This is a genomic window from Glaciimonas sp. PAMC28666 (assembly GCF_016917355.1).
GTDB lineage: Bacteria > Pseudomonadota > Gammaproteobacteria > Burkholderiales > Burkholderiaceae_D > Glaciimonas.
In genome coordinates this window covers 968,139-987,374 of the sequence record NZ_CP070304.1, presented here as the reverse complement: position 1 = coordinate 987,374, position 19,236 = coordinate 968,139, and the positions used below count along the sequence as shown (strand labels likewise).

General features: G+C 52.1%; 13 protein-coding genes. 9 read left to right on the top strand and 4 right to left on the bottom strand.

All coding sequences use genetic code 11. The features are described 5' to 3' along the window. Nucleotides 1–38 precede the first annotated feature (38 nt). The 4 genes from JQN73_RS04145 (at nucleotide 39) to JQN73_RS04130 (ending at nucleotide 6,199) form a co-directional block, all read left to right on the top strand. The gene (locus JQN73_RS04145) at nucleotides 39–4,148 is read left to right on the top strand and encodes a translocation/assembly module TamB domain-containing protein (RefSeq protein WP_240162425.1); all 4,110 of its coding nucleotides are present in this window, start codon (nucleotides 39–41) and stop codon (nucleotides 4,146–4,148) included. 76 nt (nucleotides 4,149–4,224) lie between these two features. Further along, nucleotides 4,225–4,728 (top strand): M48 family metallopeptidase, encoded by a 504-nt coding sequence (locus JQN73_RS04140; protein WP_205323172.1) that lies wholly within the window; start codon nucleotides 4,225–4,227, stop codon nucleotides 4,726–4,728. A gap of 124 nt (nucleotides 4,729–4,852) precedes the next feature. Further along, nucleotides 4,853–5,413: a TVP38/TMEM64 family protein gene (locus JQN73_RS04135; RefSeq protein WP_205321879.1), complete on the top strand. Its 561-nt coding sequence runs from the start codon at nucleotides 4,853–4,855 to the stop codon at nucleotides 5,411–5,413. Between the two features lie 183 nt (nucleotides 5,414–5,596). Next, complete coding sequence (locus JQN73_RS04130; RefSeq protein WP_205321878.1) at nucleotides 5,597–6,199, top strand: DUF938 domain-containing protein; 603 nt, start codon at nucleotides 5,597–5,599, stop codon at nucleotides 6,197–6,199. Between the two features lie 62 nt (nucleotides 6,200–6,261). Here the strand turns inward: JQN73_RS04130 and JQN73_RS04125 are convergent, their stop codons facing one another. Then, a complete protein-coding gene (locus JQN73_RS04125; RefSeq protein ID WP_205321877.1) occupies nucleotides 6,262–7,656 on the bottom strand; it encodes an MFS transporter in 1,395 nt (464 codons plus the stop codon). A 240-nt stretch (nucleotides 7,657–7,896) separates the two neighbouring features. Here JQN73_RS04125 and JQN73_RS04120 point away from each other — a divergent pair, with 240 nt between their 5' ends. After that, nucleotides 7,897–9,837: a chorismate-binding protein gene (locus JQN73_RS04120; protein ID WP_205321876.1), complete on the top strand. Its 1,941-nt coding sequence runs from the start codon at nucleotides 7,897–7,899 to the stop codon at nucleotides 9,835–9,837. A gap of 34 nt (nucleotides 9,838–9,871) precedes the next feature. Here JQN73_RS04120 and JQN73_RS04115 read toward each other — a convergent pair whose 3' ends face one another. Then, nucleotides 9,872–11,236, bottom strand: coding sequence for an MgtC/SapB family protein (locus JQN73_RS04115; protein ID WP_205321875.1), 1,365 nt, complete (start codon nucleotides 11,234–11,236; stop codon nucleotides 9,872–9,874). 397 nt (nucleotides 11,237–11,633) lie between these two features. Further along, nucleotides 11,634–12,575 carry a LysR family transcriptional regulator gene (locus JQN73_RS04110; RefSeq protein ID WP_205321874.1) on the bottom strand — a complete coding sequence of 314 codons (942 nt, stop codon included), beginning with the start codon at nucleotides 12,573–12,575 and terminating at the stop codon, nucleotides 11,634–11,636. 387 nt (nucleotides 12,576–12,962) lie between these two features. On the opposite strand from JQN73_RS04110, the gene JQN73_RS04105 reads away from it, so the two are divergent. Further along, a complete protein-coding gene (locus JQN73_RS04105; protein ID WP_205321873.1) occupies nucleotides 12,963–13,748 on the top strand; it encodes an SDR family NAD(P)-dependent oxidoreductase in 786 nt (261 codons plus the stop codon). 35 nt (nucleotides 13,749–13,783) lie between these two features. After that, complete coding sequence (locus JQN73_RS04100; protein WP_240162424.1) at nucleotides 13,784–14,689, top strand: SMP-30/gluconolactonase/LRE family protein; 906 nt, start codon at nucleotides 13,784–13,786, stop codon at nucleotides 14,687–14,689. 71 nt (nucleotides 14,690–14,760) lie between these two features. On the opposite strand, the gene JQN73_RS04095 is transcribed toward JQN73_RS04100, so the two are convergent. Beyond that, on the bottom strand, nucleotides 14,761–16,935 hold the full coding sequence (locus JQN73_RS04095) for an FUSC family membrane protein (RefSeq protein WP_205321871.1): 2,175 nt from the start codon (nucleotides 16,933–16,935) through the stop codon (nucleotides 14,761–14,763). 369 nt (nucleotides 16,936–17,304) lie between these two features. Here JQN73_RS04095 and kdpF point away from each other — a divergent pair, with 369 nt between their 5' ends. Next, the gene (gene kdpF / locus JQN73_RS04090; protein ID WP_205321870.1) at nucleotides 17,305–17,394 is read left to right on the top strand and encodes a K(+)-transporting ATPase subunit F; all 90 of its coding nucleotides are present in this window, start codon (nucleotides 17,305–17,307) and stop codon (nucleotides 17,392–17,394) included. Next, entirely contained in the window at nucleotides 17,394–19,214 is a 1,821-nt protein-coding gene (gene kdpA / locus JQN73_RS04085; protein WP_205321869.1) for a potassium-transporting ATPase subunit KdpA, read from the top strand. The genes kdpF and kdpA overlap by 1 nt, the downstream gene beginning before the upstream one ends. The last annotated feature ends 22 nt before the right edge of the window (nucleotides 19,215–19,236 follow it).

The following is a 19,236-nucleotide window of genomic DNA, read 5'->3' as shown; positions in this document are numbered from 1 at the left end:
ATTTATTCATACAACATTTATTAAAATAAACTATTTGCATGACCAAAGCAATCGCATCAAGTATCGATCAATCATCTCCCGATCCTTCGCCGCCAGCGAAGGACAAAAACGGCCGCGGCGGGTCTCGCTTCGTCCGCAGACTAATCGCGTCGTTTTTGACCCTGTTGCTGATGGGTTTGTTGGTGATCGCTGCGCTGTTTTTTGGCTTACGCACGGAGTCCGGAACCAGAGCGATATGGAATGCATCGGTCTGGTTATCGCAAAAACATCTGAGCGGAGAACTGATCGGCGGTACCCTGGCAGAAGGCGTACGGCTGAAGAACGTGGTCTATCAAGACCCGACGCAGCAATTTTCGATTGATAGGATCGACGGGAGTTGGCGACTGACGTTGTCGCCGCTCAAATTTAGCGTTAGCTACTTGCACGTCGGCACGGTGCAGGCACGGATGCAACCCAAGCCATCCAAGCCGTTGACGTTACCGGCGCGTTTAACACTACCATTGTCATTGTCGCTCGATGGTATTACGCTCGATAAAATTTCTCTGATGCAAGGGTTAAGTACAACGGAGTACAGTAATCTGTCGTTGAACGCACGGTCTGACGGGGTGCATCATTCGCTATTGTTAGAGCGTCTTGACACGGCGTTTGGCAGCGTCAATGGAACTGTGCAGCTCCAGGGTGAATCGCCGTTTTCGATTAGCGGCGGAGCTGAGTTAAAAGGCGCGTACCAACAGGACAAATACCAGCTTGACGCCAAAGTATCAGGCACATTGTCCGACCTGCACCTCGCATTGCTAGGCAGCGGTGACAAACTGCGCGCCACTGCTGACATTGCCGCTACACCCTTCGCACCGATTCCGTTTGAGCGCGTAAGTATCAGCGCCAGTCATATCAACCCTAAGTTATTCAGCGCCGGCGCGCCGTTGGCGGACTTGAACATTCAAGCTGACTTGACGCCGATTTCTAACCCCCAACCGGATCATAGCGGCACCGTCAAAGCCAATCAGTCAGACAACCAGATTGATTTTTCGACGTTGGGTGTGAGCGGTCCATTGCACATCTCTAACGCTATTCCCGGTGCACTGGACAAGGATCGTTTGCCGGTCGTAGCGCTGGATGCCCAATTGCGGCTGGATGCAAAAACCCAGCGACTCTCCGCTCTGCAGATAAAATTAGTGGATAAAGGTTTCATCAATGGTGCGGGCGAATATCACGCGGATGGCAAGGACAAAAATACCGGCAAGTTTACGTTTGATGTTGTGGATCTTGATTTGCATGCCTTGCATGGAAAGCTGCAATCGTCGCAGTTACGCGGTCCGGTCAATGTCACGCTGACGCCGGATACGCAAACGATCGGACTGCAACTTGCCGACAAAAATATCGCGGCAAAAATTGATGCCTTGATCGATCCAAAGAAAATCGATTTGCGCCACGCGGAGCTAGTGGCGGGCCCAGCGCATCTGGATGCTAGCGGCACGTTGGCGCGCGCCGATGGCATGGCCTACGCGATCAAGGGAAAATTGCGTGACTTCGATCCGACTCGATGGATAAAGAATAGCCCGGCTGCAGGGAAAAAAGCAGATAAAAAAACGGATACAGCGGGGAAACCTGGTTCTGCCCGAATTAACATGGATCTCGATGCCGCAGGGAAGTTGGCGCCCACTTTGCAGCTTAAGCTGACATTCAACATACTTGATAGTGTGTACGACAATCTGCCAATGACCGGCGGCGGCGTCATCAATGTGAACGATAAACGGCTGTTGCCAAGTGAGGCGCAACTGTCGGTCGCAGGAAATAGCGCGCAACTAAAGGGAAATTTTGGTGCAATCGGCGATCATTTTAATTTCAAGGTGGACGCGCCGGAATTGCAGCGCCTTGGATTCGGTTTGTCGGGTGCACTCCATACGGAAGGGCAGGTCAGCGGGAGTATGCAAAAGCCCGCCGTTAAGGCCACTTATCGCGCGGAAAAACTCGTATTTGGTGCGCAGAAAATCGACAGTTTGTCCGGGCAAGCTGACATTCAGGCGGACTTGAATGCCAAGGTAGATGCTGCCGCCAATCGCCTGCAACTCAGCATTGTGGCGCTTGGTTACCATGGTCCGGATATCGCATTAAGCAAATTGAACGCGACCCTGATGGGGACTTTTGGCGATCACAGTCTGAAACTTGATACGGTCGGGACGGTACGTGAAAAACCACTAGCGCTGACCTTGGCGGCGCAAGGAAAAGTGACGCAGAACGCCGCCGGTTATGGATGGCAAGGCACTCTTAGCGAATTGAAAAATCAAGGGATGCCACGGATCTCGTTAGATACCCCTTTAGCTATTAGCGCGTCTGAAGATAAGCTTATTTTGGGCGCGACCCGCCTGACGATTGCCGACGCTGTCATTGATCTTAAAAACCTGAACATCGACCACGGCCGCATTCAATCTGCCGGTGCGGTGAATGCATTGAATGTCAAAACCCTGGTTGATCTGGCACAAGAATTCACCGGCAAAGCGCCGCCGATCAAGACCGACCTGATACTCGACAGCCGCTGGGATTTCGGGTTGTCGGATCGGGCCACCGGCTTTATCGAGATTAACCGTCGTAGCGGCGATATTCGGGTAGCGTCGGGACGCGGAGATATTGCGCTCGGATTGACGGCGCTGCGATTGCGTGCCGATTTGCAGGGAACTCAGATCAATGTGGATACGGCAGTGTCGGCAGGCAAAATTGGTTCTGCTAATGGCCACGTTAAATTGGGCCTGATTCGTATTGGAAATGGCCTGACGATCACGGACAACTCTGCGTTATCCGGCGGTGTAAAGGCCAGCATTCCACAACTTAAAAGCGTGGGTGGTTTGATCGGACCGCAAGTTGCTCTGGATGGCAACCTTGGGATGGATTTAACCTTAGGCGGCATGGTGGGACAGCCCACCATTTCCGGTAAGGTCTCCGGCGACAATCTAGCCGTCACCTTGTACGATCAGGGAATAAAATTACGAGATGGTATCGCCCGTATCAATCTGGAAAAAAATGTTATTGCATTGCAGCAGCTGGAATTCCACGGTGGCGATGGAACAATACGTGCGACCGGTCAGCTCCAGTTGGGGAAGTCGAATCCCGATGTGACAGCAACCATTGTCGCTGATCGGTTGCAATTATTTGCCAGTCCAGACCGCCAGTTGATGCTGTCCGGGCAGGCAAAGGTGGCAAACGTCAATGAGCAGTTGCGTGTTGATGGCAAATTCATTATCGACAAGGCCCTATTCGATTTACCGAAGAATAGCGCACCGACGCTCGGCGATGATGTCATCGTCGTCCGCAATAACGGCAACGCAAGTTCGGTAGCGTTGACGGACAAGCAAAAATTAGCAAAAACTGCAGAAAAACCGGCAGGCAGCTTCACGCCGGTGATGAATATTGAAGTTAATTTTGGGAACGATTTTCGCTTCCGCGGCAGTGGTGCCGATCTGAAATTAGGCGGTACGATGTCGGTGCATAGTGAACCTTTGGCACCGCTGCGGGCCAGCGGAACGATCCGCGTCACCACAGGGACTTATGAAGTGTTTGGACGCAAACTGGCGATTGAACGCGGTCTGATCAATTTCACGGGCCCGCTTAACAATCCTAACATCAACATTCTGGCGATGCGTCGTAATCAAGACGTCGAAGCGGGTGCCGAAATTAGCGGGTACGCCTCGGCACCCAGAGTCAAACTGGTCTCTGAACCAAACGTCTCAGACGAAGAAAAACTGTCGTGGTTGATGTTCGGTCACGGTAGCGACAGCAGTGCACTTGGCCAGCGTCAAGCCGCCGGTCAAGCCTTGGCGTTGTTAGGAAATTATGGCGGAAAAAAAATCGCACAAGGCGTCGGTCTCGATGAGTTTTCTATCGGTTCGAGCGAGTCGGGCCTGGTGGATGAACAGGTGGTCAATATCGGCAAAGCGATTACAGAAAAAATTAATCTCGGTTACGAACAAGGTCTGACCAGTGCTGCTAGCGTATTGAAACTCTCGTGGCAATTCTCGCGCCGATGGTCAATGGTTTTACGCGGTGGGACCATCAACGGACTAGACGTTCTGTTCACTAAACGCTTTGATTCGTTTTGGGCGGAAAAAAAGGGAAAAAGCGCCGTCGAAAAATCGGAAGAAGAGTTGCAATAAAACTGCACTAAGATGTCAGGCCGTGTGCATAATAGACGGTTTATTTTATATCCATATTTTTTAGATTTGCTGCATGATGATTCCGCTCAGATACCTACAGGCTTATCCACCTGCCCTACAAGACCAGATACGCCAGCTTATCGAACAGCAACGTTTAGGCGACTATTTGCTGAAGCGCTATCCCGGTAAGCACGCGGTGCAAAATGATAAAGCTCTGTACAACTACACATTGTCGCTGAAACAGGCGCATCTAAAAAATGCCCCCAGCATCGATAAAGTGCTGTACGACAGCCGTCTCGATTTGACGCATAAAGCTTTAGGATTGCATACCGCGATTTCCAGGGTCCAGGGTGGAAAGCTGAAGGCGAAAAAAGAAATTCGGGTCGCGGCACTGTTCAAAGAAGCTGCGCCAGAGTTTTTGGAAATGATCGTCGTACACGAACTGGCGCATCTGAAAGAACAAGACCACAACAAAGCGTTTTACAAACTGTGTGAGTACATGCTACCGGAATACCATCAGCTTGAATTCGATTTACGGGTGTTCCTGACTTACCGTGAATTGCTTAAAAATGGGCATTAGTTTAATAGCAAAACGTAATAGCAAAACCTAATAGCAAAACGTGATAACAAAGCGGTTTGACATGATTGCCGACGTGGCGCGATAAGCCCCAAAAATCTGACTGCTCTCTCCATCAAGGCTGACCATGCTTCGCTACAAACGCTTGTTATTAGTGATTCTTTTTTTGGCGGCGTTGCTTGCGCTATTTCAGTTTTCCGGTTTGCGCGAGCATTTTAATCTGGCTTTTGTGCGTCAGCAGTTTGTCGACAACAGAGTCACCGGTTTGCTGATTTTTGTCGTATTGTTCAGTATAGGAAACCTGATTCAGGTGCCGGGCTGGATATTTTTGGCTGCGGCGGTTCTCGCCCTGGGGAAAACCTGGGGCGGGCTGGCCACTTACCTTGCAGCTTCGATTTCGTGCGTGTTTACTTTTTTGACGATCCGCCTGATCGGCGGCGATGCGATCCGCGCCGTAAAAAATCGGTATGCTCGCAAGATACTGCATGGTTTGGACGCTCATCCGATCAAGAGCATCGCCTTATTGCGGATATTATTTCAAACCGTTCCGGCGCTGAACTATGCGCTCGCTTTATCGGGCGTCAGATTTCGACAATATTTGATCGGGACCATGGTGGGTTTGCCTTTGCCGATTATGGTGTATTGCTTATTTTTTGATTATGTCGGCAGGGTATTGCATGTAAGTTAAGTTTTATTTCGAAAATTAAGTGTTGAGTGTTGAGTGTTGAGTGTGAAGTGTTAAAAGTTGCAACACTGCGCCCGCTCAGGCTTCCGTTCCCCTTTGTCATTTTGCCGGCTACACCAGTGCTGACTTCTGTTATTTCCGTTATTTGGCTATCATAGTCATTCGATTGAAATGGAATACATAACAATGAGTAAACAATTTTCTGTCGCTTGCGAGCGTAATCGTGATCCTATTGCAGCGGTTCTGGCGCGTCATTTACAGACGTCCCGACGCGTACTGGAGATCGGCAGCGGCACCGGCCAGCACGCTGTTTATTTCGCTGAACAGCTTCCAAATCTGCTATGGCAAACCAGCGACCTGGCGGCAAATCACCCCAGCATTCTGGCTTGGCAAGAAGAGGCTGCACTGCCCAACGTATTGCCGCCGTTAACGCTCGATATGGACGATGCAGACTGGGCGGCATCCCTGGTGGGACAGTACGACGCGGTGTACACCGCCAACACCTGTCACATCATGTCCTGGCCGCAAGTGCAGAATATGTTTTCAGGCGTGGGACGATTGCTGCCGACCGGTGGCAGCTTCTGCACCTATGGGCCGTTTAATGTTGACGGCCAATTTACCAGCGCTAGCAATGCTGCGTTTGACGCCAGCTTGAAAGATTATGCGGCGCACATGGGCATACGGGACATGGCGGAATTGGTGCTGCTGGCGGCAGATAGCCTTCTCGTATTAGCAGAAGATCAGCTGATGCCCGCCAACAACCGCCTTTTGGTGTGGCGACGGGTTTAAGTTGGCCTCTGGTCGTGGGCGGTCCTCTCAGGGCACTCTATAGACCACACCTATGCATAATATTAGGTAGTGCGACGTCCAGACATTTCATCGCCAGCATCCGCTCTTAGTTTTAACGCGAAGGGGAGCGCGGTGACGGCAATCATGCCGATAGTGACAAATGTTGGCCAAAAGTCGGAACTCACAATCGTTGCATGCCCCTGCAGCTGATTTGATAGCTGGAGTGAGTAACCACCCACCGTCACGCCCATGCCGATGGCAAGTTGTTGGGCGACGCTGGTCAAGCTGGTCGCTTGACTCATTTGATGCGGCTTTATGTCGGCATAAGCGATTGCGTTAAGGCTGGTGAATTGCATAGAGCGGATACAACCGCCTAACAACAGCAGGGCCCCCACGATCACATGCGGCGTGTCAGCAGTCAACGCGCCGAAGGCTGCCATCGAGGCGGCACCGAACAAAGTGTTATAAATCAGCACGGTGCGAAAGCCGAAGCGTTTCAGCACGAAGGTCGTGATCGTCTTGACAAACATGGCACCAATTGACGATGCGCAGGTTAACAAGCCTGATTGAAATGGTGAAAGGCCAAATCCAAGCTGAAACAAGAGCGGCAGCAAGAACGGTAAAGCACCGATACCAACGCGAAACAATGAGCCGCCAAAGATATTCATGCGTAGCGTTGGAATCGACAGCAGACGCAAATTGAGCAACGGATGTTCGCAATGAAACGCATGCCAGGCATAGGCGCCAAGTGAAGTTGCACCAATTGCCATGCAAATAAAAGAGATGTCGCTATTCACCAGATGCCGACCGGCACTGGCCAGACCGAACATCAGGCAGGAGCATCCAACCGCAGACAGAATGAAGCCAATCCAGTCTAACGGAACCGTTTGTTCTTCGCGCAGGTTTTGGATATAGCGATTGGCGAGATAAATACCGACGATGCTGATCGGAATGTTGATAAAGAATATCCAGCGCCAATGAAAATAGGTAGTGATGAATCCACCGAGCGGGGGGCCGATCACGGGGCCGAGCAGCGCAGGAATCGTCAGGTAACTAAGCGCCTTGACCAAGTCCGCTTTTGAGACAGTACGCAATATCACCAGTCGCCCAACCGGGACCATCATGGCTCCCCCGATACCCTGAAAAAAGCGTGCGGCGACGAATTCTGCCAACGTATGCGACATGCCGCACAGGATGGAACCGAACATGAACACGCCGATAGCAGTACGAAACACAGTGCGCGCCCCGAAACGATCTGCCATCCAGCCACTAATCGGGATGAACACCGCCAGACTGACCAGATAGGATGTCATGGCCAGTTTTAGCGCGATCGGACTTTCACCCATATCACGCGCCATGGCAGGTAAGGAAGTGGCAATGACCGTCGCATCCATGTTCTCCATGAATAGTGCGCAGGCGACAATCAGAGGTGTGAGAAAAACGCGAGAAATTGCCATGGGTGGTGATGTTGGCGGACATTCTATGGCACCTCCTCGGGCACCGTCAAAGCTGCCGTAGAGCGAAGATTTAGGTGCGTCAGTATAGCCCTTCGCCGGATATTTCGCCGGTCACCCCTTAATCGGTCGGCAATCAGGTAGCATATAGGCTTCGCTGCAATGTTCTTTGTAAGGCCCGCTTGCGTTAGATTGCCTGCTGTGAATGCTTAAAATGGTCTCAATTCCCGCCTCGTATCGATTATGACTTCTCGCTTTGCATCTGCTGGTTTTACGCCTCCCTTACTGCTCACCCCTGTTGATAGCACCGGAAGCGCCGATGTGGTCGATTCAGCGTGCTTTGCTTTGTTCGATGATCGGAGTGCTGAAAGCGACGCTGCAATTTCACGTTTGTACACCGATTATCGCGGCACATTGCAGTGCCACGATGCCACTACACTGGCGCACTTGCTGGATCAAATGCAACAGGCTTTACGCGATGGCCTGCAGGTGGTGAGTTTGTTCCACTATGAGTTAGGCGCAGCGATGCAGGGCGTCCCATTGGTCTTGCCTGAGTCAGCCAGCGCGGCTGAACCGCTGGCGGAAGTATTGTTATTCGGAAAGTTGCAAAAATTAACCGCGGTGCAAGTTGATGATTGGCTGGCAGGCAGTACTGTAGACGATCTTTCTGGCATCGCCAACCTTCGGGCCAACCTCAATGCGAGCGAATTTTCTGCCGCAATACAGCGCATCCACGCCTACATAGAAGCTGGTGACACCTATCAGGTCAACTACACGTTTCGCCTGCGTTTTGACGCGTACGGCAGCCCGCTGTCGCTGTACCGTCAGTTGCGCCAGCGGCAACCGGTGCCCTACGGCGCGCTGATCGGATTGCCGGATGGCCGCGCGGTACTTTCATTGTCACCGGAATTATTTGTCCGACATGATCAAGGCGCTTTGACCACGCGCCCGATGAAGGGAACTGCGGCTGCCAGTGATGAGGTCAATGAGGTCAGTGAGGTCAGTGAGGTCAGTGAGAATCAGAGGAGAGCGCTGGCGTTGGCAGCCGATCCAAAAAACCGGGCAGAAAATCTGATGATCGTGGATCTGCTACGGAATGATTTAGGTCGGGTAGCGCAGTGCGGATCGGTAACAGTACCGGCGCTATTTGAGGTCAGCCAGTTCAACACGGTATTGCAAATGACGTCGACCGTGCAGGCGCGGTTAAGAGATGATATTCGTCTGCTTGATTTGATGACAGCGCTTTACCCGTGTGGTTCGATTACCGGGGCACCCAAGCACCGCACCATGCAGATTATCGCTGAGCTGGAGAAAGCGCCGCGGCGCTTATATACCGGCGCGATTGGTTGGTTTGATGCACCCACAGGGGAGCGGAAAATAGGAGATTTCTGCTTATCGGTGCCGATACGCACGTTACTGCTGGAGGCTCAAAATGAGGATGGTATTCGTGTGGGAGAGATGGGGGTAGGAGCGGGTATCGTGTACGACAGCATGGCGGCGGATGAATACGCGGAATGTGCATTGAAAGCGCAATTTTTAACTGGCCTGCGGGGTAATTTTTCGTTGTTTGAAACGATGCATGCCACCAGAGAAGACGGCTGCCGGTATCTGGATTTGCACCTCAGCCGTCTGCGGTCGTCTGCTGTGTATTTTGGCTTTCAATGGAACGAGGATCAGATGCGGAGCCAGTTGATGGCACACACATCACGTTTTGCAACGAACGGCGCCTATAGATTGCGTCTAAGCTTATCAGCGGACGGCACCGCGGCTTTTACCAGTGCGCCGTTGGTGGCTTTACCTCATCCAGTGAAAGTGATTCTTGCTCAGACCCCCACAGAGAAAAACGATCTGTTTTTACGGCATAAAACGACGCAGCGCACTCGCTATGATCAAGGCTGGCAATTGGCCGAACAGCGAGATGCATTCGACATGCTGTTTTTTAATCAGTTGGGCGAACTAACCGAAGGTGGGCGTAGCAATGTATTCCTGAAAATAGGGGGGTGTTGGTACACACCGCCGCTGGCTTCGGGATTGCTCCCTGGGGTAATGCGGAGTGTGATACTCAATAATCCGAAGTGGAATGCCGCAGAACGCATATTGACGCGTGCAGATCTCCAAATCGCCGAACAGGTGATGGTCTGCAATGCACTACGCGGTGCATTGGCAACAGAAATCATCTGGTAAGTTACTGCGCAGCGCCTTGCGTCCAACTGCTCAATCAGTAAAACTGCGCCAATACCGGAAACTGTTTGACCATTATCGGTATCACGTGTGCGGATGCCAGCGCACCGACGATGCCCACGATGGAAATCGACACCATCGCCAGCGATAGGCGCACCGTTAAACCACGATTGCGCGCACGTAATACCAGCGGAAGATTAATCAGCACGCTTGCCAATGAGGCGATCACGGCACCGGTTGATACCACATGTGCCGATATCGCATTGTTGGTGAGCAAACTGGCTGCTGCCGCCACCGCACTTGCACTTGAGACGATCCCACCGATCAGGCTGACGGCATAAAAGCCAAATTCGCCGAAGTAATTTTGAGTTAACACCCCAGCGATGTGCAATATCAAAAAGAGGAGTCCGTATTTCAGGGCGGCGGGCACTGAGAATGGCAATGGTAGATCAACCGGTTCAGCCTGTTGATCGTCCGAGGTCCGATGCGCGTTACGGTCCATAAAGAACCATCCGGCATTGACCAGCAGCATTAAAAAGAAGGGTACCGCAGCCGTCAATGCCGCTGCAGGTGCCAGGATAAATAGCAGACAGGCGTTGCGTATCGTCATGGCCGAGGTTGCCAGCAGAATGCCCCGATAGGCGGCGCTCACTGTTTCTGGATGATTGTCCTTTGCACGCGAGGCCATCTCATTGACCGTGACGCTGCTATTGACCAGACCGCCCAAAAATCCTGCCAGCGCGATCCCGCGTGTTCCGTAGATTTTCCAGAGAACGTAATTGACGAAGCCAATACCCGCAATCAGAATCACGGTAATCCATGCCGCGCGCGGCTCGATCAGGTTCCATGGGCCAATTGGCCCCATAGGTAACGCCGGATAAATCACAATTGCCAGAATCGCCAACATCAGCGCTGAGCGCATTTCTGCCTCGGTCAGGCCCACGCTGAATCCGGCCAGCCGATCCTTCCAGGCCAACAAGGCTGTGACAATGACCATGACGGATGCCGGTGTCGCAGTGTGACCTTTGCCGCACAAGATACCGATCACGCAAGTAATCAGCATGGCAGCCGAGGTCGTCAATTCCGTGCTGACGTGTGTGCGCAATCGTTGCAGATTTAAAAATACGGTCAAACCGCCAGTCATGAGTAAAATCAGATACGCATAATTGTCGCCGAGGATACCGCCCATACCACCCAGCAAAGCGATCAGGCCGAAGGTCCGTAATCCTGCTTCTTTGCCACGTCGCTCGCGCTCCAACCCAATCAGTAGCCCCAGCGCCAATGCCAATCCGAGCCGCGTCAGACTGATCAAATACGGCCATTTCACTTCCGGCAGGGACATGCCTATCTGAATAAGTGGTTGCGTCGCGATATTGATGGTGTGAGGATCGATGACTGTCATGAAGGCCAATATATTGTTAGTACGGGAAACTATGAACGGAACGTGAAAATTTTTCGGATTTGAAATAAAATTCTGATGAAAGAAGTCAATGAATGCGTCAGGTTACGCTTTACGAAACACATTCGACTATCAGAATTTTTTCGGAGCGACGGGGCACTACCGAAACTTTTTTCTACAGTTTACTGGTTGCACCCAATCCGCACCAGGAGCGACGGATCAACGACGGCAAGTTACGTTACCGCTGCTAGGTTAACGGTGAGCAAGGTCCATTATGCGCCAATTTATTATATAAATCATTTATTCGCCGCATGTCGCCGCATGTCGCCGCTAGTCGCCGCTAGTCGGCCGATGCAGCGCTCGGCCCCGGCCTAACTGGAATACAGCATAAAATACAGCATCAATAAATCGTTTTTGCAGCCTCCCGAATCGCTTGCTGCAGGATTTTTGCGCCTGGCGATAGCAGTTGATTGCGCCGCGTGATGATGCCGAATCCATCCATTTTGCATGGCAAATCAATCGGTAAAATAGCCAGCACATTGAGTTGCGCATAGAAACGTGACACCTCCACCGGCATCACATGTAAAAAATCTGTTTGCTGGAGCAAACTGATAATGGCTAATGCGGCGGTGGTGTCGATCACATTTGCAGGCGGCGGCAGACCGTTCTTGTGAAACATCATGTCGCTACGGTGGCGCAAAATACTGCCGCGTGGCGAGAGTATCCAACCAGCATCGGCAATGTCCTTTAATTGCAGATTCGAGACGTTGCGCAACGGGTGATCGATACGCGCGACCGCACATACCGGTTCATCGGCCAGTTCCTCATACTCAAGCGTGCCGTTATCTTCCTGATCAAGAATACGTGCCACCATAAAATCCAGCGAACCGCGTTGCATGCGTTCCAGCAGGATATTACTGCTTTCGATTTCGATCCCGATCCGCAGCATCGGCGAATGTTGCTTGACCCGCGCAATGGCTGCGGGAACCAGATTCATTCCCGGTGTAAGAATCGCACCGATATCGACTTGTCCGGATAAACCCGATTTGAGCGCTGTGATGTCATCGTGCGCCTTTGATAAACTAGTCAGCGCCATGCGCGAGTGCCGGATCATTGCATCGCCGTAGATGGTCGGTTTCATGCCGCGCGGCAGGCGCTCGAATAACTGCACGTCCAGCATGTCTTCCAGGTCTTTCAATTGCTTCGATGCCGCTGGCTGCGTCATGTTTAAAGCTTCCGCCGCCCGATGAATATTGCGCTCCTCGTCAAGCGCAATTAAAAGCAAAAGCTGCCGCGTCTTAAGGCGCGCGCGGAGAAACCAGTTACTGTCGCTATGTGACATGTCTATTGTCCCTCATTATTATACTTACGCAGAACCGCTCTAGCGGCGTTGTACTTTTCTGGCCGGCTTCGCGCCCCGGTATTCGACCCTCGGGTTAGCCGGCTGGGTTGGCAACCGACTGGTGCGACGATTTTGCGTAAGCCCTGAATTTGCGGCCCGCAGAACAGTGTTCAGTAAATGATACCAAATTCGGTATTGATTTGGCGGAATAATTCATTAGAAAGATATCGCATAACTCTTTACAATAAGTAAGTATAGACAGGGCTAAACCGAATTTGGCTGTCCAGCACGCGCCACCCTGGGCATGCAGTTATGCGAGAACATGACTTGCTCGGCTGATTGCGGTCTCGGCCCCTGCGACGACCATTCCTAACAGGACAGAACACGATGACCAGCTTGAATAAAACGTATGCCAGCTACCCTAGTTTGAAAGATCGTACGGTCTTGATAAGTGGTGGAACCACTGGTATCGGTGCCGATATTGTTGCGCAATTTGCGGCGCAGGGTGCCAAGGTGACCTTCCTTGGTCGTAATCGGGAGGCCGCAGACAATTTGATCGCATCAATCATGGCTGAAGGCGCCGGCCGCCATGTGCCGCTTTTTTTGCCCTGCGACGTCTGCGATATTCCGGCGCTGCAAACTGCGATCAATACGGCGCGTGCACACTTTGGACCAATCGCGGTGTTAGTAAATAACGCGGCCAACGATCAGCGCCATAGCGTTGAAGAAACCACTGTCGCCAGCTGGGATAATGGGATGGCGGTCAATTTGCGTCATCAGTTTTTTGCGGCACAAGCGGTGATCAATGACATGCAGACCCTGGGCGGCGGCTCGATCATCAACCTTGGTTCCATTAGCTGGATGAACAAAACCGGCGGCATGCCAGCTTACACCACATCGAAAGCCGCGATTCAAGGCTTGACCCGTTCTCTGGCACGTGATTTAGGACCGCATAATATTCGCGTCAATACTCTGGTGCCGGGCTGGGTAATGACTGAAAAGCAAATCAGGTTATGGGTAGACGAAGCCGGCGACCGGGAAATCGATCAGATGCAGTGTCTGAAGACACGTCTGGATTCGGCCGACATTTCGCGCATGGCATTGTTTTTGGCAGCCGATGACAGCAAGATGTGCACAGCGCAGGATTTTATCGTGGACGGCGGCTGGGCCTAAGGAGCCTTCTGCAAGCGACTCAAATGGATACCAAGATGACGACAGTTAAACTGCTGGTGGATGGCAAGCATTTGTTAGGCGAGGGCGTATTGTGGTGTGAACGGTCCGGACGGTTGTTATGGACTGATATTCTTGCATCGCGGTTGTGGTGCCACACGCTCGCTAGTGGTGAGACGCAAAGCTGGGCTATGCCCGAGATGCTGGCGACATTTGCACTGACGCTCGATGACGACCGGTTATTGTTGGGCCTGGCGTCCCAATTGGCCTGGTTTCATTTTTCCAGTGGTCAGGTAACGCCGATAGTAGCGGTTGAAGCAGATCTGCATACCACACGGATCAATGACGGCCGTTGTGACCGGCAAGGACGCTTCGTCTTCGGTACAAAATCCGACGCCGCAGACCGCGCCCCGAACTGCAGTTTTTACCGCCTTAATACCGATTTAACGTTAGAGCGCCTGCCTCTTTCACCTGTGGTAATCAGCAACAGTATCTGTTTTAGTCCGGATGGCGCAACAATGTATTACTGTGACACGATCAGCAACACGATTCGCTGTTGCGACTATGAATCGTTAGATAAAACCGTTCCGGTTCCCGTTGTTGCATTCAATAACGACCGTTTATTCGCCGATCTCCACGATCAACCGGGTTCCCCCGACGGCTCCACGATTGATAGCCAGGGCGGCCTATGGAATGCGCAGTGGGGCGGCTATCGCGTCGTTCGCTTCGCCCCCGATGGCCGCATTGATCGCATCATCGCCATCCCTGTTTCGCAACCGAGCTGCGTTGCATTCGGCGGCACCGGATTGTCTACCCTGTTCGTCACAACCGCGCGCGAAGATTTATCCGAACTGGCGCTGGAATCCGAACCACAAGCGGGCGGGGTTTTTAGCATACCGCTGACCGATGTGCGTGGCCTGCCGGAAGGACGGTTTCAGGGGTAACGCCCAAAATGAGCGGTATCGCTGTCATGTTGCTCAGCGCCGCCATTCACCCTGGTCACCCTGGTCGGCACTCAGGCCACTTGCCCCAATATTCTTCCAATATCCGCGCTCCGCAAAGAAATCTTATCCGCATCCTGATACAGCAACTCAACCCTGCGTTGCAACGGCCACCAGCCTGTCCACAATGTCGTTTCAGCGGTAATATCAACCGCCTCGATTGGAGACGGATCGACTGCTGATAACGGCTCACTTTTAGGATTGAGAACTTGCTCAGCCAGGGTTAGCGACAGGCAAACATGCGACGTTGCCTGCTGCAACAACGCATTCACTGCAGGGCGCGGCAAACTATCCTGATTGCGTTTGAGTAGCAAACGCATCGCTGCCACATGCGCCATGACCAGATAATTTTGTATGATAAATTGATTCAATTCCTCGACCGCCCGATGCTTGCTGGCAGGCTCATCCAGCATCCGGACCAGGGTGGACACCAAATCTGCGATGCTATCGAGAAAGCGCTTGCGCGATACCCGATAAATAAAATCGTCCGGGGTTTTCGCCTGTAACATATTATTTGCAGCGTCAAGATAGCCCATATTGCTGGTCAGTACGCGTCGTACCAGTTGCGGCAATGTCCTATATTCCCAACTCGGTAGTACAAAGCTGAACGCTGTCGCAATGACCGCCCCGATGATCGTATCCAGCAGTCTTTCGCCGATGACGTGGCCGCTACTAGGTATCACCAAATTAATTTGCAACAATATCTGCATACTGGCTGCAATCGCGGTGTAGCGGTATTTGACGTAAATGAAGGCGGGGGCGGCTACCGTGGCGATGAAAAGAAATCCCAGAAGCGCCACTGGTTCGTGGACGAAATGAAGAATCAATGCGGTTGCGACACAGCCGATCAGGGTGCCGAGCAGACGGTCGCTTCGACGTTGTTTGGTCTGACTGAAGCTCGGTTTTAAGATGATCGCAATCGTTAGCACGATCCAGTAGCCATGCGAGGTATACGGCAGATGTGCTGCGATGAGTAAGCCAACCGTGATCGCCATTGCCCCCCGCAACGCAAAACGAAAGGACGGTGATTGCCAGCGCAAATTGGCGACCAGCACACCCAACTGATATTTTTGTTGCGTCAGAAACGGCGTCATGTCCGCTCCCAACATCTCCGGTAATTCGCCCCGCGTGGCCTGTGTGGCCCGGTGCAATTCGTCGATCATATCGACCGTATCGCGTATTTTGTTATACGTGACGCGGATCAGATCCATAGCTACTTCCGGTATTTTTCCGGCAAGGCTATCTTGTTGAAGCTGTTGTAACTCGACGTCAATCGCCCGAAATTCGGCCTTGTAACTAATTGTCCGGAAGGAAGCGCGCTTGCGGGTGATGGCGTAGGCGATGGTTTCGATATCCTTGGCCGCCTTGTTAATCAAGTCGCGAAAATAGGTCAGGATATCGGCATCGGCAAAATGTTCGCGCAGTTCCATATAGTCGGTGTGCGTCGACAAAATATATTCGTACAGATCAAACATACCGAAATGTACTTGCACCAAAATCGCGTTTTGCTGGCTTTTGGGACCACGCAGAATTAGATCGCGGGACGCTTGCTGTTTATCCGCCAACACAATTTGTTGTCGCACCAGTCGATTGAACTGGTTGTTAAGTTCAACATGCATATCGTAAAAGTCGGCTTTGATATCAAGATAGCGCGCCAACTCAAATAATGCTTCGGCCAGAATTTGTTGCTTGATCCTATGTCGCAGAAACCACGACACCACCATGGAATATCCCAGATACACCAGGCCGCCTCCGAGAAACCAGCCGGTATGAAGAAACGCACCGGCAATCGACACAGTATTGCTCATCGACAGCGTCATCGCGAACAAGGCAGCGAACTGCAAGGGCATCGCTTTCTTGCCATACACAACCATCATGCAGGCTAAAAACGTCACCAATACCAGCATGATGCTGAGCAACCATTGAAACGGCGCACACAGGCTAATAATCAGCGTGACGATTGAACAAAGCAAGACGCTCGAGAGCATTTCATTGAATTTGTGCCGCAGCGTGCTGGGTAGGTCCATCAGGCTCGTTGAAAGAGCGCCGATACAGACCGTCATCGCAGTCGGCAGGTCGGTGAATGGCAGCACCAACAGGGTCAAGCCCACCACACCAGTGGCAATCCGTAGGCCGGTATAAAAATAGTGACTGAAAATAAACGTCCGCAGGTCTAGGGCGTAGTGCATGAGTAGTCTCTATAGCAATGACGGCAACGCGGGAAGTGTACCGCGTTTGGCAAGCCGATTGGTTACGAGGGTAACCTTTTATCAAGTTGGCTTCGGGTAATATCAGCGTCTCGCATCGAAGCGTTAATTCAACGCCTTGATTGAATAGCGCGTTGCTACGAATACCTGCATTTTTACACTTTGTTTACACCCTCCGCCATAGTCTTTACACCATTTTTAGAAACTTCCCGATAGCCTGTCAATGTTGAATAACGACTTCGGGGGCATTATGGATTTGCTAATGGATGGCGTATTTCTCGCCGCAATCATCGTATTTTTTGGTTTGACCTGGGCTTTGGCAGCGGGTTGTAAAAAGTTGGAGGACCGGAAATGAATCCGTTTTATGTACTTGGTGCGGTGGCGACGGTGGCCCTGCTGGTGTATTTGATCTTGGCGTTGTTGAACGCGGAGGATTTCTGATGACTTCCCAATCGATCCTGCTGCTCGCGGTATTTTTAGTCGTCTTGTTGCTGCTTAGTTATCCTCTTGCGAAATTGATCGTCCGTGTTGCCGGTGATGAACCGATTCCGGGAATGGGCTGGCTGGCACGCTGCGAACATGGTTTATATCGGTTAGCTGGCATGTCGCCAAACGAAGAGATGGGTTGGAAAAGTTATGCGCTTGCGCTGCTGTTGTTTAATACACTCGGCGCCCTGGTGACTTATGCGCTGCAACGCGTTCAGGTGTGGCTTCCGCTCAACCCGCAGCACTTTGCTAACGTTTCGGCGGATTCCTCATTTAATACGGCAGTCAGCTTTATTAGTAACACCAACTGGCAGGGCTACGGCGGCGAAAGCACCATGAGCTATCTGACGCAGATGCTGGTGTTGGCTGTGCAAAATTTCTTCTCAGCTGCTACGGGTATTGCGGTGGCATTTGCTTTGATTCGCGGATTTGCACGTCACTCGTCGCAATCGGTGGGTAATTTTTGGCGCGATATGACGCGCTCCACCATGTATCTATTGTTGCCGCTTTCTCTGGTATTTGCGGTGGTGTTGATGGGCCAGGGCGTAATTCAGAATTTTGATGCTTATAAGGATGTCTCGTTGGTGCAAGCGCTGACCTATCAACAGCCCAAAGCTGGTGCTGATGGCCAGGCTACCAAAGACGCCAGCGGCAATCCTGTACTGGAAACGCTGACTACGTCAACCCAAACCTTGGCAATGGGACCGGTCGCGTCGCAAGAGGCGATCAAAATGATCGGCACCAATGGTGGTGGCTTCTTTAATGCCAATTCAGCCCATCCCTACGAAAATCCAACGCCGTTGTCGAATTTTATGCAGATGCTGGCTATTTTTCTGATTCCTGCGGCGCTGTGCTTTGTGTTCGGCCGCATGGTCGGGGATATTCGACAGGGCTGGGCAGTGCTGGCGGCAATGACCGTCATCTTTGTAATCATGACAGTCGTCGTGCTGTTTGCTGAACAGCAATCACATCCTGGCTTGAGTGCACTTGGTATCGATCAGGCGCATAGCCTGTTGCAGTCTGGTGGCAACATGGAAGGCAAGGAAACTCGTTTCGGCATTAGTGCGTCGGCCTTGTTCGCTGCTATCACCACCGCCGCATCCTGTGGTGCGGTAAATGCCATGCATGATTCCTTCACAGCACTTGGCGGCATGGTTCCGCTGGCGCTGATGCAAATGGGTGAAGTAGTCTTTGGCGGTGTCGGTTCCGGCCTGTACGGCATGTTGGTATTTGCCATTATGGCGGTATTTATCGCCGGTCTGATGATCGGTCGTACTCCCGAATATCTGGGTAAGAAAATCCAGTCGTTCGAAATGAAGATGACTGCGATTGCGATTCTCGCGGTGCCATTGCTGGTGCTGGGTGGCACCGCCATCGCCGTGATGGTGACGGCCGGGACTGCCGGTATTTTTAATCCCGGCGCACACGGTTTCACCGAGATCCTGTACGCCTTTAGCTCGGCGGCCAACAATAACGGCAGTGCGTTCGGCGGTCTGTCAGCCAATACGCCGTTCTACAACATCAGTTTGGCCATTGCCATGTGGTTCGGACGCTTTGTGATCATTATTGCGATCCTGGCGATTGCCGGTTCACTCGCGGCAAAGAAACGCTTGGAACCGAATGCAGGCACGATGCCAACGCACGGTCCTCTTTTTGTGGTGCTGCTGATCGGGGTCGTGGTGCTGGTGGGAGTGCTGAACTACGTGCCGTCATTGGCCCTGGGTCCGATTGTTGAGCATCTGCACATGTCCGTCGCCCCAGCGTTGGCACATTAGTCGCCACATAAATAATAAGGAA

What these genes read in the sequence shown, in the direction of transcription:
- JQN73_RS04145 (WP_240162425.1), top strand. Translation starts at nt 39, where the DNA reads ATGACCAAAGCAATCGCATCAAGTATCGATCAATCATCTCCCGATCCT.
- JQN73_RS04140 (WP_205323172.1), top strand. Translation starts at nt 4,225, where the DNA reads ATGATTCCGCTCAGATACCTACAGGCTTATCCACCTGCCCTACAAGAC.
- JQN73_RS04135 (WP_205321879.1), top strand. Translation starts at nt 4,853, where the DNA reads ATGCTTCGCTACAAACGCTTGTTATTAGTGATTCTTTTTTTGGCGGCG.
- JQN73_RS04130 (WP_205321878.1), top strand. Translation starts at nt 5,597, where the DNA reads ATGAGTAAACAATTTTCTGTCGCTTGCGAGCGTAATCGTGATCCTATT.
- JQN73_RS04125 (WP_205321877.1), bottom strand. Translation starts at nt 7,656, where the DNA reads ATGGCAATTTCTCGCGTTTTTCTCACACCTCTGATTGTCGCCTGCGCA.
- JQN73_RS04120 (WP_205321876.1), top strand. Translation starts at nt 7,897, where the DNA reads ATGACTTCTCGCTTTGCATCTGCTGGTTTTACGCCTCCCTTACTGCTC.
- JQN73_RS04115 (WP_205321875.1), bottom strand. Translation starts at nt 11,236, where the DNA reads ATGACAGTCATCGATCCTCACACCATCAATATCGCGACGCAACCACTT.
- JQN73_RS04110 (WP_205321874.1), bottom strand. Translation starts at nt 12,575, where the DNA reads ATGTCACATAGCGACAGTAACTGGTTTCTCCGCGCGCGCCTTAAGACG.
- JQN73_RS04105 (WP_205321873.1), top strand. Translation starts at nt 12,963, where the DNA reads ATGACCAGCTTGAATAAAACGTATGCCAGCTACCCTAGTTTGAAAGAT.
- JQN73_RS04100 (WP_240162424.1), top strand. Translation starts at nt 13,784, where the DNA reads ATGACGACAGTTAAACTGCTGGTGGATGGCAAGCATTTGTTAGGCGAG.
- JQN73_RS04095 (WP_205321871.1), bottom strand. Translation starts at nt 16,935, where the DNA reads ATGCACTACGCCCTAGACCTGCGGACGTTTATTTTCAGTCACTATTTT.
- kdpF (WP_205321870.1), top strand. Translation starts at nt 17,305, where the DNA reads ATGAATCCGTTTTATGTACTTGGTGCGGTGGCGACGGTGGCCCTGCTG.
- kdpA (WP_205321869.1), top strand. Translation starts at nt 17,394, where the DNA reads ATGACTTCCCAATCGATCCTGCTGCTCGCGGTATTTTTAGTCGTCTTG.